Source organism: Maricaulis sp. B-26, assembly GCF_056857855.1.
The window spans coordinates 142,274-157,823 of record NZ_JBSXNX010000021.1; the positions used below are offsets into that span (position 1 = coordinate 142,274).

9 protein-coding genes are annotated in these 15,550 nt (G+C 64.5%); 5 read left to right on the forward strand and 4 right to left on the reverse strand.

Features of this window, described 5'->3' with window-relative positions; translation table 11 throughout:
- Window positions 1-18 precede the first annotated feature (18 nt).
- The gene (locus AC13HB_RS08445; protein WP_482949308.1) at window positions 19-1,764 is read right to left on the reverse strand and encodes a hypothetical protein; all 1,746 of its coding nucleotides are present in this window, start codon (window positions 1,762-1,764) and stop codon (window positions 19-21) included.
- 144 nt (window positions 1,765-1,908) lie between these two features.
- Here AC13HB_RS08445 and AC13HB_RS08450 point away from each other — a divergent pair, with 144 nt between their 5' ends.
- Window positions 1,909-2,688 (forward strand): SDR family oxidoreductase, encoded by a 780-nt coding sequence (locus tag AC13HB_RS08450; protein ID WP_482949309.1) that lies wholly within the window; start codon window positions 1,909-1,911, stop codon window positions 2,686-2,688.
- 211 nt (window positions 2,689-2,899) lie between these two features.
- Here the strand turns inward: AC13HB_RS08450 and AC13HB_RS08455 are convergent, their stop codons facing one another.
- Complete coding sequence (locus tag AC13HB_RS08455; protein ID WP_482949310.1) at window positions 2,900-3,211, reverse strand: hypothetical protein; 312 nt, start codon at window positions 3,209-3,211, stop codon at window positions 2,900-2,902.
- A 51-nt stretch (window positions 3,212-3,262) separates the two neighbouring features.
- Window positions 3,263-6,712, reverse strand: coding sequence for a PAS domain-containing protein (locus AC13HB_RS08460; RefSeq protein WP_482949311.1), 3,450 nt, complete (start codon window positions 6,710-6,712; stop codon window positions 3,263-3,265).
- A 230-nt stretch (window positions 6,713-6,942) separates the two neighbouring features.
- On the opposite strand from AC13HB_RS08460, the gene AC13HB_RS08465 reads away from it, so the two are divergent.
- From AC13HB_RS08465 to AC13HB_RS08475, 3 genes are all read left to right on the forward strand, one after another.
- A complete protein-coding gene (locus tag AC13HB_RS08465) occupies window positions 6,943-8,787 on the forward strand; it encodes an ABC transporter ATP-binding protein (RefSeq protein ID WP_482949312.1) in 1,845 nt (614 codons plus the stop codon).
- Between the two features lie 115 nt (window positions 8,788-8,902).
- Window positions 8,903-11,746 carry a M16 family metallopeptidase gene (locus AC13HB_RS08470; RefSeq protein ID WP_482949313.1) on the forward strand — a complete coding sequence of 948 codons (2,844 nt, stop codon included), beginning with the start codon at window positions 8,903-8,905 and terminating at the stop codon, window positions 11,744-11,746.
- A 61-nt stretch (window positions 11,747-11,807) separates the two neighbouring features.
- Window positions 11,808-12,455, forward strand: a complete 648-nt coding sequence (locus AC13HB_RS08475; RefSeq protein WP_482949314.1) for an FKBP-type peptidyl-prolyl cis-trans isomerase — start codon at window positions 11,808-11,810, stop codon at window positions 12,453-12,455.
- Window positions 12,456-12,499: 44 nt separating this feature from the next.
- Here AC13HB_RS08475 and AC13HB_RS08480 read toward each other — a convergent pair whose 3' ends face one another.
- Window positions 12,500-13,990, reverse strand: a complete 1,491-nt coding sequence (locus AC13HB_RS08480; RefSeq protein WP_482949315.1) for a TadE/TadG family type IV pilus assembly protein — start codon at window positions 13,988-13,990, stop codon at window positions 12,500-12,502.
- Window positions 13,991-14,297: 307 nt separating this feature from the next.
- Between AC13HB_RS08480 and AC13HB_RS08485 the strand changes: the two genes are divergently transcribed.
- Window positions 14,298-15,548, forward strand: a complete 1,251-nt coding sequence (locus AC13HB_RS08485; protein WP_482949316.1) for a pilus assembly protein TadG-related protein — start codon at window positions 14,298-14,300, stop codon at window positions 15,546-15,548.
- Window positions 15,549-15,550: the final 2 nt, after the last annotated feature.

The window sequence follows — 15,550 nt, forward strand, 5'->3', positions numbered from 1 at the left end:
AATGTTTGGGGTGGGGGATCAGACCCCTAGCAGCTGCCTGACCCTTTCGGTCTCCTCCCCGAAGCTGCGCTCAAGAGCCGACAGGCATTCCGGGTCCCGCGGCGGACGTCCCGCCTGACCAGCACCGCGGCGTGGACCATCAGTCCTCTCAGCTCCACCGGAGGCTGCCTTGCGGTCCACCGCTTCAAGGTCAGCCAGTCCGTCCGGCGTCAGCAGGTCGCCCAAATTCAATTGGACATCATCCGGCATGACCAGCTGATACCGGGTAACAAGCACCGGCTCGCCATCCGACCGGCCCATGTAACAACTGGTCTCGATGCGAACCGCGTCTTCATAGCGATAGGCGTTGCGAGCGAGCGAGAAATAGCCGGACTGATAGGCGCGCTCTTCGGTGAAGGCCTGATAGGCGAGCCCATCCAGGGTCGCAAAAGACAGGCAGACTGCCAGCGCGATGCCGCCGCTGGTGCGACTGGCTTTCGATAGGCGGCGAAAGGCAAACAGGATGTAGCTCGCCGGATCAAACGGCTTATTGGTCGAGAGGCGGTCGAGGCGCAGATCGCGTTCCAGCTCTACACGGAAATCGGCCTCGTTCCGTCCTCGTGAATTCATCGTATTCCAGCCATGACGCAGATAGAGATGCTCTGCGAAGCGGGCATGTAGCCCGGGGAGCAATTGCGTTAGCGGCCAGCAAAGCACAATGCCGGAGAAAATCGCGACGAGCATCCCAACGCCGAAACTACTGAGCGGCAGCAAGAGGTCTTCGGTGGCATCGACAGGAACCACGAGCGCATGCAGTCCATTCATAAGGCCGTATGCGGCTGCGAAACAGATTGCGATACCGACCGCGATGCCGCCGAGGCTTAATACGAAGGGCGACAGGTACCAGATCCACGGATATTTTTGAGATTCCGAGTATTGGGAAAGCGCTTCGGTGGCACCGTCCAGAAAAGCGTAGTCAGCGTCCGTCAGGGGGCGATTATAGCGCTCGGGATCACACGTCTGGGTTTTCAGTACGAGGGCCCGGCCGATGGCGATAACGCCAAAGACGAGGCCGATGACGATCGGTGCGACTGCAATCGGAATAAGTGCTTCCACCCAGGCAGCGGTCCGCGTCATGGCAGGCAATACGCCGGTTGTGAAAACCGCATCCTCGAAGAGCACGCGCCGCAGAAGCGCAAAGGCAATCGAGCCCGCGAGAAAACCCGTCAGCAAGATGGCAATCCAGATCATGGAGAGGGCTATTTCCAGGCCCGACCCTCTGAGAATTCGTCCCGGTGTCTCCGGCGCGCCTTGAGGTAACGCCTCCGCAGGGGCGGGCGTATCGTTGTCTGGTTGCTCGGCGTGGGCTGAATTGACGTGGAGCCAGAGCCAGAAACTGCTGGCTGCCGGGATGAGAAGGCCGAGCAGCCAGGCACGATCCGGGCTCCAGTCGAAGATAAGATTGCCTGCGAGAAACAGATCGAGGATCGCGGTGCCGTAAAGCAGAAGCGTCGCAAGCAGGCGCACGACGAACACGAGCAGTCGTCTGACAAGCGTAAGACCGTTCGCCCTCCGCGCACGGTGATTGACGGCCCACCCTGTGAGGATCGCGACGATCTGGAAGCCGAGAAACCATTGGATTAGCCAGATGGACTCGGCCGGGATAGCGATCGCCTCCCGCGCCGGGCCTGGCATGGACAACGCGGCGGCCAATCCCGAAAGCAGGACAAGCGAGAGCATGAGCGCCAAGCGTAGCGGGCGCGGAAGCTTGCGATCTTCGGACACGATTTCCCCCGTTCGACGCGCCAAGGCTAACGTGCACCAAGCGATGTTCAAGACTGATCGCATTCCCATACCGCCCCCTCGACACGGCTCCCGCACCCCGCTAATCCTGCTTTCAACACAAGAACACGCACGGAAGGTCACGCCATGCTCGATAATCTGTTTTCGCTTGAAGGCCGTATTGCTCTCATCACCGGCGGGTCGCGCGGAATCGGGGAGATGATTGCGGAGGGGTATCTGAAGGCCGGGGCGAAGGTCTACATCTCCTCGCGCAAGGCGCAGGACTGTTTCGAGACCGCCGAGCGCCTGTCGGAATTCGGCACCTGTATCGCCCTGCCGGAGGACGTGTCCGGCGCGGACGGGGCGAAGCGGCTGGCCGAGAAATTCCTCGAAAAGGAAGAGCGGCTCGACATTCTCGTCAATAATGCCGGCGCCGCCTGGGGCGCGCCCTTCGACGAATTCCCGGAGAGCGGCTGGGACAAGGTGATGGATCTCAACGTGAAATCCCCCTTCTTCCTGGCCCAGGCGCTGCACGGCGCGCTGAAAAAGGGCGCCAGCGCGGAGCAGCCGGCCAAGATCATCAATATCGCCTCCATCGACGGGCTCTCGGTGAACATGATGGAGACCTATTCCTACGCCGCCTCCAAGTCCGGGCTGATCCATCTGACCAGGCGCATGGGGGTCGAGCTGGCGAAGGAGAATATCGTCGTCTCGGCCATCGCGCCGGGCGCCTTCGCCTCGAAGATGAACAAGGTCGCCCGCGACCATGCCGACGCGATCGCCCCGGGCATCCCGTCCGGCCGCATCGGCTCGCCGGAAGACATGGCCGGCGCCGCGATCTTCCTGGCCTCGCGGGCCGGCGATTACGTCGTCGGCTCCACGCTCATCGTCGATGGCGGCGTGGCGCATACGCGCGGCGGGTTCTAGGGAGAGGGGGCTCAAAACAGAGCCCCTATTATCCCTTGATTGTCATGCCGAGACGGGGCCTCAGGGGTTTTCCGCGGTCAAGGGCGGCGAAGCCGCCGCTGCGCGGTTGTCACCCTTGACCGCGGAAAACCCCTGAGGCGGGCTGGCTGGCAAGACATCAATGACGAGGTTCGCCCGTATCGGGCGGGGCGGTGCAACGGCCGCCCACGCCTCACGCGCTGCGGATCAGCTCCACCACATTCAGGATCACGGCGACGTTGAACATCAGGCCGAGCATGGTCATCAGCGTGCCGAGGCCAGCGACAAGCATGAGCAGGACGGCGCGGACGGGCAGCATGGCCAGGGCGCGGGCGCGCTCGCGGCCGGCCCAGCGCGGGCGGGTGATCTTCTCCACGAGATCGGTGAAACCGCCCCGCCACAGCGAAACCGTGATGAACAGCCAGATCGCGCCGGCGACGACCGGCGCGATGCGCAGCGCCGTCTCCATGCCCGGTGCGGCCAGCAGGGCCTTGAACTCTTCCACGCGTACTGTCTCCTGTCCCCCGCCTATCCATACCGCGCGGGACGGGGCGTGTCAGCTGGCGATGGCGGGGCGGTCGTCGACAGCGCCGGCATCCCGGTCGCCGGCGGGGATGGTGAAGCGGAAACAGGCGCCTTTGCCGGGTTCTGATTCCACCCAGACATGTCCGCCCAGGCGCTCCACGGCCTGCCGCACGATGGCGAGGCCGATGCCGGTGCCGGAATATTCCTCGCGCGTGTGCAGGCGCTGGAAGGGCGCGAAGATCTTGTCCGCGAAACGGGTGTCCAGGCCGATCCCGTCATCGCGTACGGAAAACCGCCAGAGGCTGCCCTTGCGCCGGGCGGAGACGGTGATGTTGGGCGCGGTGTCGGCGCGATACTTCACGGCGTTCGCGACCAGGTTCTGCAGGATCTGGCGCAAAAGGGTCGCATCGACCGGGATCACCGGCAGGCCTCTCGCCTCGATCTTGGCGCCGGACTCGCTGATCGCCGTATCGAGCTGGCCGAGCACGTCGTCCAGGAGGAGCCGGGTGTCCGTCTGCTCGATCTTCAGCGCCTGGCTGGCCAGTCGCGAATAGGTGAGCAGGTCGTCGATCAGCCGCTGCATGCGCCCGGCGGCGTCGACGAGGAATTCCAGGCTGCGCGCACCCTGTTCGTCCAGCCTGTCGCTATAGCGGCGCTGGACGAGGCTCGCGAAGGCGGAAATCTTGCGCAGCGGTTCCTGCAGGTCGTGCGAGGCGACGGTGGCGAAACGATCGAGCTCCTCGTTGGAGCGGGCCAGCTGCACATTGGTCCTGCGCAGCTCCGTCACGTCGGTCATGATGGCATAGGCCCGGTAGGGATTGCCCTCCTCGTCGCGTTCGAGCGTGGAGGACAGCAGCACGTCCATGAGGCTGCCATCCTTGCGCCGGAAGCGGTAGGGCGTGTTCAGCTGCCGGCCGGTCTCGAACAGGGCCGGAAGGCTGGATTCAAGTGCGATCTGCCGCGACTCCTCGTCCAGGAATTCGACGGATTTCCGGCCGATCACTTCCTCTCGCTCATAGCCGAGCTGTTCCAGCCAGTAATCGCTGACCGCGACGATGCGCCTGTCGCTGTCGATCGCGTGCATCATGGCGGGAATGGACGTGTACACGGCATCGAAATGCGCCCGCTCCCGTTCGATCACGGCGTCGAGTTCGCGGGCGGCGTCGATATTCCAGATCACGCCGGTGGCGACGGTCGGCCGGTCGTCGTCGTCGGTCTCCATGACCCGGCCGACGGCCCGGTGCCAGCTCCAGCTCCCGTCGCTCTTGCGAACGCGGTATTCCGCTTCCGAAATTTCTCCCGGATCCTTCCGCAGGGCCCTGGTCGCTCCGGTCAGTGTCGCAATATCGTCCGGGTGGACGTGGTCCAGCCATTCATTGGCGGGCATCTCGATCTCCGACCCCTCGCCGAACAGGTCGAGCACGGCGGGCCCGCGCATCGACATGCGCTGCCTGGCGAGATCGATCCGCCAGGCCGCCATGGAGGCTGCGGAGACGGCCTCCATGAGCTGTTTTTCGCGCTGCTCCAGCCGGATCTGCGTATCGACCCGGTCGGTAATATCGTTGAGGAAGCCGGACGCGTAGAGCGGGCGGCCGTCGGCGTCGCGCTCGGCGATCCGGCCCCGGTTATGGATCCGGATCAGGCCGTGCTTCTCCGAATGATAACCGAACACCATGTCGAGCCGGTCGATCCGGCCGTCGCGCAAATCCCGGAAATGCGCGAAGACGGCTTCCCGGTCGGCCTCGTCGACTCGTGAGGCCCAGTCGTCGAAGGTGACGCGCGCATCTGCCGGCGGCAGGCCCATCATCTCCGCTATGACTGCGGTGACTTCGCTGATCCGGGTGCGGATATTGAGCCGCCAGGCCCCTTCATTGGTCGCAATCAGAGCCTCGCGCAGCCGCCGTTCGCTTTCCTCCAGCTCGTCGCCGAGACGTTTCTCCTCGGTGATATTGGCCATGACGCCGGCCAGGCGGATCGCCTTGCCGTCCGGGCCGGTCTCCACCGCCCGGCCGCGGCTGCGCAGCCAGACCAGCGTACCGTCCCGGTCGATGATCGGAAATTCGACGGAGGTCTGCGCCATGATTTCACGCGCCGATGCGCGGTCGTCGCCGGTCAGGTCATTATAGGCCTTGAAGGCGCGGGCGCGCTCTTCCGGCGGCAGGTGTTCGCCCCATTCGCGCAGCGGAATGTCGACCGTGTCGCGGTCATAGCCGAGCAGGTGCGGCAGGAAGCCGGAAATGCGGATTCGGCTGCGCTCGATATTGATGCTCCAGGCCGTGTCATTGGCCGACTCGATGGCCTCGCGCAGTACGCGCTCATTATCGGCGAGGTCGGCTTCCAGCGCCTTGCGGTCGGAAATATCGGTCAGAATGCCGGCGGCGATACGGCTGCCGTCGGACGCCTCGGTCAGCCCGCCCCGGGAGCGCAGCCAGATCCAGTTCCCGTTGCGGGCGTCGAGCAGGCGGTATTCGCTGTCCACCGTGTCCGTTTCGCCCGAAGCGAGTTCTGCAAGTTGCCGCTCCACATCGCCTCGATCGTCGGGGTGGGTGCGGTCGAGCCAGAGCCGGCCATCGATCGTTTCCGGTTCTTCGGGCAGTCCCAGCATGGCGCGGATCGGTCCGCGCGGCGTGACCTGGAGCGTCGCCGGGTCGACTTCCCAGATGCCGGCTGAGCCCGCCTCGATGGCACTGGCGAGCTGACGTTCCCGGTCCGCCAGTTTGAGCTCGAGCTGCTGGCGTTCGGTGACGTCCGAAATGACGCCGGAAATGCGCAATGCCTGTCCGTCGCGGCCGAACTCGGTGACCCGGCCGCGCATCTGAAGCCAGCGCCACTCGCCGTCCGCGCGCCGCGACTCATACGTGGTGTCGAGCGGGCGCGAGGGCTGGCGTGTCGTCGCGTCGATCTCGGCCCGCAGTGCACCCTGGTGCTCCGGCCGCACGGTCTCCATCCAGCGATCGAGACTGATCGTCGCGTCCGACGCGCCGATCCCGAGGAATTCGGTGATGAAGCCGCGCATCGAGCCGAGGCCGGTCACGACATTGAGCGAGAATGCGCCTTCATTGGCCGAGGCGAGGGCAGCCCGCAATTGCAGATCGCTCGCCTCCAGCTTGGCCTTGAGCGCCTGTTCGCCGCTGACATCCTCGATGATCAGCAGCGTGGACCGGGAGTCCGGCATGTCCGAGGCAAGGGGCGAGGCGGAGAGATTGCCCTTGAATATCCGGCCGGTCTGGGTACGGAAGCGCAGCAGGGCCGCCGTGCCGCGGTCATCGCGAAAGCCGGTCGATTGAAGGCGACGGTAATCCTGCGGGTCGGCGAAGATCGGCTGGATATCGCGCCCCGCGAGGGCGTCCCGTGGTAGGCCGAACAGGCGTTCGGCCGCCGGATTGATATCCGTCGCAAGCCCGTCTGCATTCAGGACGATCAGGGCCGAGGGCGAGCGCTCGAACAGAACGCGCAAGATTTCGGCCGGGTCGGCGGTCATGACGGGGTGCGGCACTCCATGTGTAAGCAATCGCGAGTCGGTCTTTGTTGCATTGTGCACCACGGAGTGCCTGCATGAAAAGTGCGGCCATCGGCTGCACTGTGTGCCTAAAAGGCCTCCTGTTACGCGGTTCGACGCCCCGCGAGCGGCGGCTGGCCTGATTTCGAGACTGGTCTTGGCGAAATCCGGCGATATGCTCCGCGCGATACGCGTTTTTTCAGGAGTTGATCGTGCCCACCAGTCAAGGCGAGGCCGTGGAAGCCACCCCGATCCTTCAGGTCGACGATCTGAATGTGAGTTTCCAGACCCCTGACGGCGTGGTGAACGCCGTGCGCGGCGTCACGCTCGAGATCAATGCCGGCGAGTGTCTGGCCGTGGTCGGCGAATCCGGTTCCGGCAAGAGCCAGACCTTCCTCGCGGCGATGGGCCTGCTGGCGTCGAACGGCAAGGCCGACGGCTCCATCCGCTATCGCGGCAAGGAAATCCTCGGACTGCCCCCGCGCAAGCTGAATGCGGTGCGCGGCCGCTCCATGACCATGATCTTCCAGGACCCGCTGACTTCGCTGACGCCGCATATGCGGATCGGCGATCAGATGCGCGAAGTCCTGGGAATTCACATGAAGCTCAGGGGCAAGGCCGCCGACGACCGGGCTCTGGAATGGCTCGACCGCGTGCGCATCCCGGAAGCGGCGCGCCGTCTGAAGCAGTATCCGCACGAGCTCTCCGGCGGTATGCGCCAGCGCGTCATGATCGCCATGTCCATGCTGTGCGAACCGGACCTGCTGATCTGCGACGAGCCGACGACCGCGCTGGACGTGACGGTGCAGGCCGAAGTGCTCGACATCATGGACGAGCTGAAGCGCGAGACCGGTGCGGCTCTGGCCCTGATCACCCATGATATGGGCGTGGTGGCCCGTATGGCCGACCGGGCCCAGGTGATGAAGGACGGGGTGTACGTCGAATCCGGCAAAATCGAAGACATCTTCGCCTCGCCCCGGAACGATTATACGCGCATGCTGCTCGACGCCATGCCGCGCCTCGACCGTCCGGACCGGCCCGGTCACACGACGCTGAAACCCGTCGCCGGGCTGGAAACCGCCGAGCCGCTCCTCTCCGTGGAGGATGTCCGGGTCCAGTTCCCGATCCGGGTTACCGGCGGGCTGCGTCCGACCTACAAGCCGTTGCGCGCGGTCGACGGGATCAGTTTCGACCTGCGTCCCGGCGAGACGCTCGGCGTGGTCGGCGAGTCCGGTTGCGGCAAGTCCACGCTGGCGCGCGCCGTGCTGCGTCTGGTGCCCTCCAGGGAAGGCACAGTCTCCTGGATCGGCAAGGACCTGCTGGGTCTGAAGCCGAAGGAGCTGCGGGCGGCCCGCGAGGATCTCCAGATCGTCTTCCAGGACCCGCTCGCCTCGCTCGACCCGCGCATGACGATCGGGGCCTCGATCGCGGAGCCGCTCAAGACCTTCCGCAAGAAGATGAATGCCAAGCAGCGCACGGAAACGGTGCGCGAGATGATGAAGACGGTCGGCCTCGACCCGAACATGATCAACCGCTACCCGCACGAGCTGTCCGGCGGTCAGAACCAGCGCGTCGGCATTGCCCGCGCCATGATCCTGCGGCCCAAACTGGTGATCTGCGACGAGGCGGTTTCCGCGCTCGACGTATCGATCCAGGCGCAGATCGTGGAGCTGCTGATCAAGCTGCAGCAGGAGATGGGGCTGTCGATGATCTTCATCTCGCACGATCTGTCCGTCGTGCGGGAAATCTCCCACCGGGTCATGGTGCTTTACCTGGGCCGGGTGGTGGAGCTCGCCGACCGCGAGCAGATCTACGAGGATGCACGCCATCCCTATACCAAGGCGCTGATCTCGGCCGTACCCGTGCCCGACCCGGTGGTCGAGAAATCGCGCGAACGTATCAAGCTGGACGGCGAACTCCCCTCGCCGATGGATACGCGTGCCCAGCTTCGTTTCATGAAGTCGAAGCTGGTCGACGATCCGGATGCCGAGCAATACCGGCCGGAGCTGGAAGAAGTACAGCCGGGACATTGGGTGGCCGAGCACGACCCGGTATGACGCGGCGCGTCCGCCGTCGCGCAGACTGCGGTGACTGCGAGGGATTGCACCTATTTCATTCGACTCGGCGGTGAAGCCCGCTAGGTTCTCCCTGTTGTTTGCAGGAGACCTCCACATGTCGTTCTTCCGGTCCGGCCTCATCGCCCTTGCCGCCACCGCGCTGCTGGCCGCTTGCCAGCCGGCGGTCGAGACACCGCCGGAGCCGCGTGAATACAGCTTCGTCCACGAGGTCTCCGACCTTCCTGCCGACCCCACCATCCGCTATGGCGAGCTGGAGAACGGGCTGCGCTACGCCATCCGCCGCAATGACACGCCGCCGGGCACGGCCGCCGTCCGACTGGTCTTCAATGTCGGGTCTCTGGCCGAGACAGAGGAACAGCGCGGCATCGCCCATTTCATCGAGCACATGGCCTTCAATGGCTCCACCTCCGTTCCGGAGGGCGAAATGGTCCCGCTGCTGGAGCGGCACGGTCTCCAGTTCGGACCGGATACCAATGCCTTCACCGGCTATGAGACGGTCGGATATCAGCTCGACCTGCCGGAAGTGGATGCGGAAACGGTCGATACCGCGCTCTTTCTGATGCGCGAGACCGCGTCCGAACTTCTCATGGACGCGGATGCGATCGACCGCGAGCGGGGCGTGATCCTGTCGGAGGAGCGCTACCGCAATACGCCGATCCGGCGCTGGAACACGGCGCTCTGGCGCTTCCGTCTGCCCGACGCGATCGTCGCGGACCGCGATGCGATCGGTACGGTCGAGGTGCTCGAAACCGCAGAGCGGGACGTGTTCGAGGACTATTACCGCAATTTCTATATCCCCGAGCGCGCCATGCTGGTCGTGACGGGCGATGTGGAACCGGATGTGATCGAGGCGAAGATCGCCGATAGCTTCGGCGACTGGAGCGGCCCCGAGGACGCGCGTCCCGATCCCGAACTGGGCAGCATCTCCGCCAGCCGCCCGCTCTCGGTCGGCTATTTCAACGATCCGGAAATCTACACCATCTTTTCCGTCGACGCGGTCCGCCCTCACGAGGAGAGGCTCGACACGGTCGAAGCGCGTTTCGAGAACAATCTTGCCAATCTGGGCGATGCCATACTGTCCCGCCGTTTCGCGACGCTGACGAGTTCGGGAACTTCGCCGCTGATCCAGGCGTCGGCCACGCATACCAGCGATTTCGGCCTGGCCGATCGCGCCAGCATCCTGTCCATCGCACGGCCGGACCGCTGGGAAGAGGCCGTGGCCACCGTCGAGCAGGAATTGCGCCGGGCGCTGGAGCATGGCTTCACCGGAGCCGAGCTGGCCGAGCAGATCGCCAATCAGCACACCGCCCTGCGCGATGCCGCCGAACAGGCCGGCACGCGCTCGAGCCCGCAACTGGCCGACCGGATCTGGTCGAACTGGCGCGCGGACCAGGTCCTGACCACGCCGCAATCGACCCTGGAGCGGTTCGAGGCAGCCATGGACCGGATTACCGTCGAAGCCGTGAACGCAGCCTTCCGCGAACAGTGGGAGGGTGTGGAACCGCTGCTCTTCCTCGCTTCGCCTCTGGTGATCGAGGATGCCGAGACGGCCATTCGCACTGCCTGGACGGAGAGCGCGCAACAGCCGGTCGAGGCTCCGGTCGATACGGGTGTCCAGACCTTCGCCTATGGCGATTTCGGTCCGGCCGGCGAGATCGTCGAGCGGTCCGAAATCGATGATCTCGGACTGGTTCGCCTGCGGTTCGAGAACGGTGTCCGCGCGACCTTCAAACAGACCGATTTCGAGGACGGTACGGTTCGCGTCCGCCTCGACTTCGGTCGTGGTGAGCTTGAGCCGCGCGGCGTACCGGCCGTCGATATTGTGGCGGGTTCCGTCTTTACAGCAGCGGGCCTTGGCGAACACACCGAGGACGAGCTCAGCCGCGTCCTGGCCGGGCGCAATATCGGAAACGGTTTCGGCGTCAGCGATGACAGTTTCCGCTTTTCCGCCTCGACCACGCCGGGCGATCTGCGCATCCAGCTCGATCTGTTCACGGCCTACCTCACCGACCCGGGCTGGCGCCAGGAAGGGCTCGACCAGTTCCGCGCCGTGATCCCGGAGATCCGACGGAATCTCTTTTCTTCGCCCTCCGGCGTGATGCAGGCCGAAGTCTCCCGGCTCGTGCGCAGCGGCGATCTTCGCTACGGCATCCCCGACGAGGAGCAGGTGGCCGCTATCGACATGGCCGATGTGCAGGGCTTCCTTTCGCCGGCACTGGAGCGGGCGCCGATCGAAGTCACCATTGTCGGGGACGTGTCCGAGGAGGAAGCGGTCTCGGCCCTCGCGGCAACGCTGGGGGCGCTGCCAACGCGTGCGGAGGACTGGCCCGACTATGACGAGGCCCGCGATATCGTCTTCCCCGATCCGGTCGATACGCCGGTGGTACTGCACCATAACGGGCCGGATTATCAGGCCATGGCCAATGTCTACTGGCCGACTTTCGACGACAGCGAACCGCGGCGCACGCGGGCGCTGGCCCTGCTGCGGGCGGTATTCGACCTCAAGCTGACCGACCGCCTGCGCGAGCAGGACGGCTTCACCTATTCGGCCATTTCCGGGGAAACGGCCTCCGACGTATATCCCGATTTCGGCTATCTCTATGTCGGCGCCGATGTTCGCGTGGAGAATGTGGCGGCGACCTATGCCGCGATCGACGAGCTGGCGGCCGATCTGGTCAGCGGCGAGATCTCCGAGGACGAGCTCCTGCGTGCGCGCCGGCCACTCCTCGAACAGATCGAGAATGCCTTCGAGAGCAATAGCGCCTGGATGAGCTGGCTGGCCGGTTCCTGGGCCAGCCCGGAGCGTCTCGACCGGGTCCGGGCCATCCAGTCCGACTATGAAAGTGTGACGCGGCAGGAGCTGGTGGACCTGGCCGCCGAGTATCTGCAGCCGGAGCGCAGCTGGCGGGTGACAATCCTGCCGCAAGAGACAGAATAGTCAGCTGCGGTCGCGCTCGGATGCGGCCCTGCAATCAGCCTGATCCGAACGGAGAGACTAGATGACACGTGTTTCGCTGATGACTGCCGCCTGCGCCCTGGTCCTTGCCGCCTGTTCGGGCGGCTCCGACGCTCCCGAGGAGGAGGCCGCGACCGGAGCCGTTGAAGGCGATACCGATACCGCTGCGGCACCGGCCGAGACGAGCCCGTCGCCGGTCGATGCCATCCTTGCCGAGGCGCGTGCCTGCGAGCTTCCGGAAGAGGCGGAAATTCCGCTGATCGATGAACCGGAAGAGACCCGCAATCCCATGGCCAACGCCGCCCAGGCCGACGCCTATATCGCCTCGGTCCAGGACGAGGCCTGCATGTTCGAACTGCCCAGCGGGCTCGTCCTTCGGATCCGCGATGCGGTGGAGGAAGGTGTCTCGCCGATAACCGGCGACATGGTCACCGTGCACTATCGCGGCATGTTCCCCTGGGGCACGGAATTTGACTCCTCCTATGCCCGTGAGGAGCCGGCCACCTTCCCCTCCGACCGCCTGATCCGCGGCTGGGTCGAGGCGCTGCCTCTGATGCGTACGGGCGAGACCTGGGAGCTCTATATCAAGCCGGAGCTCGGCTATGGCGCCCGCGGGACGCAGGGCGGCCCGATCGGTCCGAACCAGGCGCTGGTCTTCCAGCTGGAACTCCTGGACGTGCCGGGCCGCTAGGCCCACGCGGAAAAGGATGCCGGCGGCGTGCGCGTTTCGACCGCCTAGCGGGACAGGCGCAGATTGGTGAGGTCGCCGGCAATCATCTCGAAAGCATCCTCGAGCGCTTCGGCCGAGGGTGAGTCGAAATACAGGCTCGGATTGCTTGCACAGTCTCGCATCAGGTCGCGCGTATCGCTCGAGGAAACCTGGAAGGTGATGGTGTAGACGCGCAGCCCGAGACTGTTCGCGTACTCGCAGGCCGCGACGGTCCGCTCGTCCAGTGCCCGTGCAAGAACCCGGTGGCTCGAAGAGCGCACGCCCAGACGTCCGTTTTCGATGAAACCATAGGCCTCGTAATCCGACATCTGGTCCGTATTCGTGCCGGACAGGACATTGTCGCCATCGGTCAGGATGACCAAAGCCTTGACCACTTCCCGGTCGTCGAATTCGGCGCCGCCGGTAAAGGGTTCGGCCGGCGAAAGCACGCGTACGCCCCAGCCTATCCCGTTGGGGATGTTGGTGTAGCCGGAGGCGTCCATGTCTCCGATGGCGCGGTTGATCGTGCTCCGGCTGGAGGTGAGCGGCGTGACCGGCGTGGTGGTGCAGCCGCGGTTCGGGCCGCCACGGCGCGCATAGGCACGGTCGTACTTGTCCAGATTCTGAAGCCGCGTGCGGACGCCGCCGCGCGTGCCGTCATTGAGATAGCTATTGGAATAATGGCCTATATCCGGCTCGTCCGGCGCGAAATAGGGGACGAAGAGCGAGTCGGGAGAACCCGGATCCGGGGGCGTGTCGTCGATATCCATCGGCATGGCGCGCGCTTCCACGCAGCCATCCCAGCGTTCGTTGCGGAACTGGTCGAACAGGTCCCAGTGATTGACGCTCTGCGACCCGTGATACCACTCGGCGTGCTGCGCCGACCGGGCGTCCGGGTCGAGCCACCAGGCGCGCTCGTACTGTGTCCCCACATTCACCGTCGCGGCGAAGGGCACGAGGCCGATATTGACGTCGCCGGGCGTGTCCGCGACCTCGAACAGCATGTCGGTGAGAAGCTCGGCGCTGTTGCGCAGGGAGCGAATCTTCGAGCCGCGCATGGAGCCGGTATTGTCCAGCACCATGACGAGTTCGAGCCGCTGGCGGGCGCGCTGGACTTCGCTTTCCCAGTGTACGGTCAGATGTTCCAGCCCGATCAAGCCAAGAATCGTGGTTTTCACGCGCGCTTGACCGCGAACGATCACGCTGTCGTTCGCATCATCGAGCGAGATGCTCACATTGCTGACCGTGCCGAGTTCGCGATCGGGATAGTTCGCGCCGATGAAATCATTGGCGATCTGCAGCGCTGCAGCGTCCGACATGGTGTCGCTGACGCCGACGGCGAGGGCGGCAGCGTCGAGGGCCTGGGCCAGACGCGAGCGCGCATTCATGGCCTGGCTGAGATCGACCGCACCGCCGCCAAGCAGGGCGACGGGAATCAGGGCCAGGGCAAAAATCATCGCGACATTGCCGCGACGATCGCCCGCGAAACCGGCGATACGTGACAGGAAACGAACCATGAAAATCACGAAAACCCCAAGCCAAACAGGCGCCTTTATAGGGGTGACGGTCTTAAGTTGAAGTTAGGACGGGCGGTTAGCGGGACGTAAATGACGAAGCGGTTCCGGTCAGATTTCCAGCCGGGCTTCCCGCCCCTCACCGACTGCCAAGCCGACATAAATACAGCAAAAGTATCAGAGAGATAATCGTGTAAAATTTGATTCAAATCTGGCACAACATTTCGAAAAAAGCGCCGCCCAGCTTTCACGTCCCCAACAGGTTTTCGTGTTGGAATACGGATCAATCGATCTCGAGAAGGCGTGACCCATGCTGACCTCCTGGCTGAAAAACAGACGTGGCAACACGACCGTCGTGTTTGCCCTTTGCCTGCCGGTCATTCTCGGATTCAGCGGACTGGGGATGGAAGTAGGCTTCTGGCAGTACAAGCAACGTCAGATGCAGACCGCCGCCGACCTCGCCGCCTATGCCGGCGCGGTTTCCCTGCGCAATCACGAGCCCGCGGACCAGGCGCGCGAGGAATCTCTGCTGGAAGCCAATCTGCACGGTTTCGATGCGACGGCCGGCGTACTCAACGCGAATACGCCGCCGCAAGCGGGCAGCTATATCAACGAACGCTCGATGGAAGTGCTGATCTCGCAGACCGTTCCGCGCTTCTTCTCCAATCTTTTCGTCGACGGCCCGGTGTCGCTGGATGTACGTGCCGTGGCGAGTTTCGACGAGGAGTCCGATGCCTGCCTGCTGGCGCTGAGCCCGGAAGGCAATGCGGCCATCGACTTCTACGGTACCTCCTCGATCGCGCTGATCGAGTGCGAAATCATGTCCAACTCGCTGGCCCCCGACGCGGTCACCCTGCGCGGCAGCACAGACGTGATCGCACCGTGCATCAATGCGGTCGGCGGCTTCGTCGTGGGTGGCGGCAGCGCCGATTACGAGCTGACCAATTGCCCGGCGCCGCGTACCAATCTTCCGCCGGCGCAGGATCCTTATGCGGACGTCGAGCCGCCCTTCATGCCGTCCGGCTGCAATAATCTGCCCGGCGGCAATCCGAACGCACCCTTGGTGACGGTGAGTGCCGGCGCGGGCGGCGTGCGCCGCTTCTGCAACGGCCTCAATCTGAACGGAGACTACTTCTTTGAGCCGGGCGTCTACATCATCGACGGTGGAGATTTCCGCATCAATGCCGGCGCCAATGTCTATGGCGAGGACGTTACCTTCTATTTCACCGACGGAGCGCGGGCGCGCTTCAACGGCGCGGCCCATATCGAATTCATGGCGCCGAACACAGGCGACTATGCCGGCATCACCTTCTTCGGCGATCGCGATGATTACGGTGTGAACCATGTCTTCAACGGGACGGCGGATTCGACGATCACCGGTGCCATCTACACACCCGCGAGCGATATCTCCTTCCTGGGCGACTTCTCGGGCACGGACGGCTGCATGCAGCTGGTCGGCTATACGGTCGAGGTCGGCGGCGGCGCGAATATCCGAAGCGACTGCTCCGGTTACGGCCTGCAATTCCCCCGCGTTCCGTCCGATGTGAGACTGGTGGAGTAGAC

Bases quoted from the DNA above. Each gene is read 5' to 3' on its own strand.
- AC13HB_RS08450 (WP_482949309.1), top strand. From the start codon at position 1,909: ATGCTCGATAATCTGTTTTCGCTTGAAGGCCGTATTGCTCTCATCACC.
- AC13HB_RS08460 (WP_482949311.1), bottom strand. From the start codon at position 6,712: ATGACCGCCGACCCGGCCGAAATCTTGCGCGTTCTGTTCGAGCGCTCG.
- AC13HB_RS08470 (WP_482949313.1), top strand. From the start codon at position 8,903: ATGTCGTTCTTCCGGTCCGGCCTCATCGCCCTTGCCGCCACCGCGCTG.
- AC13HB_RS08475 (WP_482949314.1), top strand. From the start codon at position 11,808: ATGACACGTGTTTCGCTGATGACTGCCGCCTGCGCCCTGGTCCTTGCC.
- AC13HB_RS08480 (WP_482949315.1), bottom strand. From the start codon at position 13,990: ATGGTTCGTTTCCTGTCACGTATCGCCGGTTTCGCGGGCGATCGTCGC.
- AC13HB_RS08485 (WP_482949316.1), top strand. From the start codon at position 14,298: ATGCTGACCTCCTGGCTGAAAAACAGACGTGGCAACACGACCGTCGTG.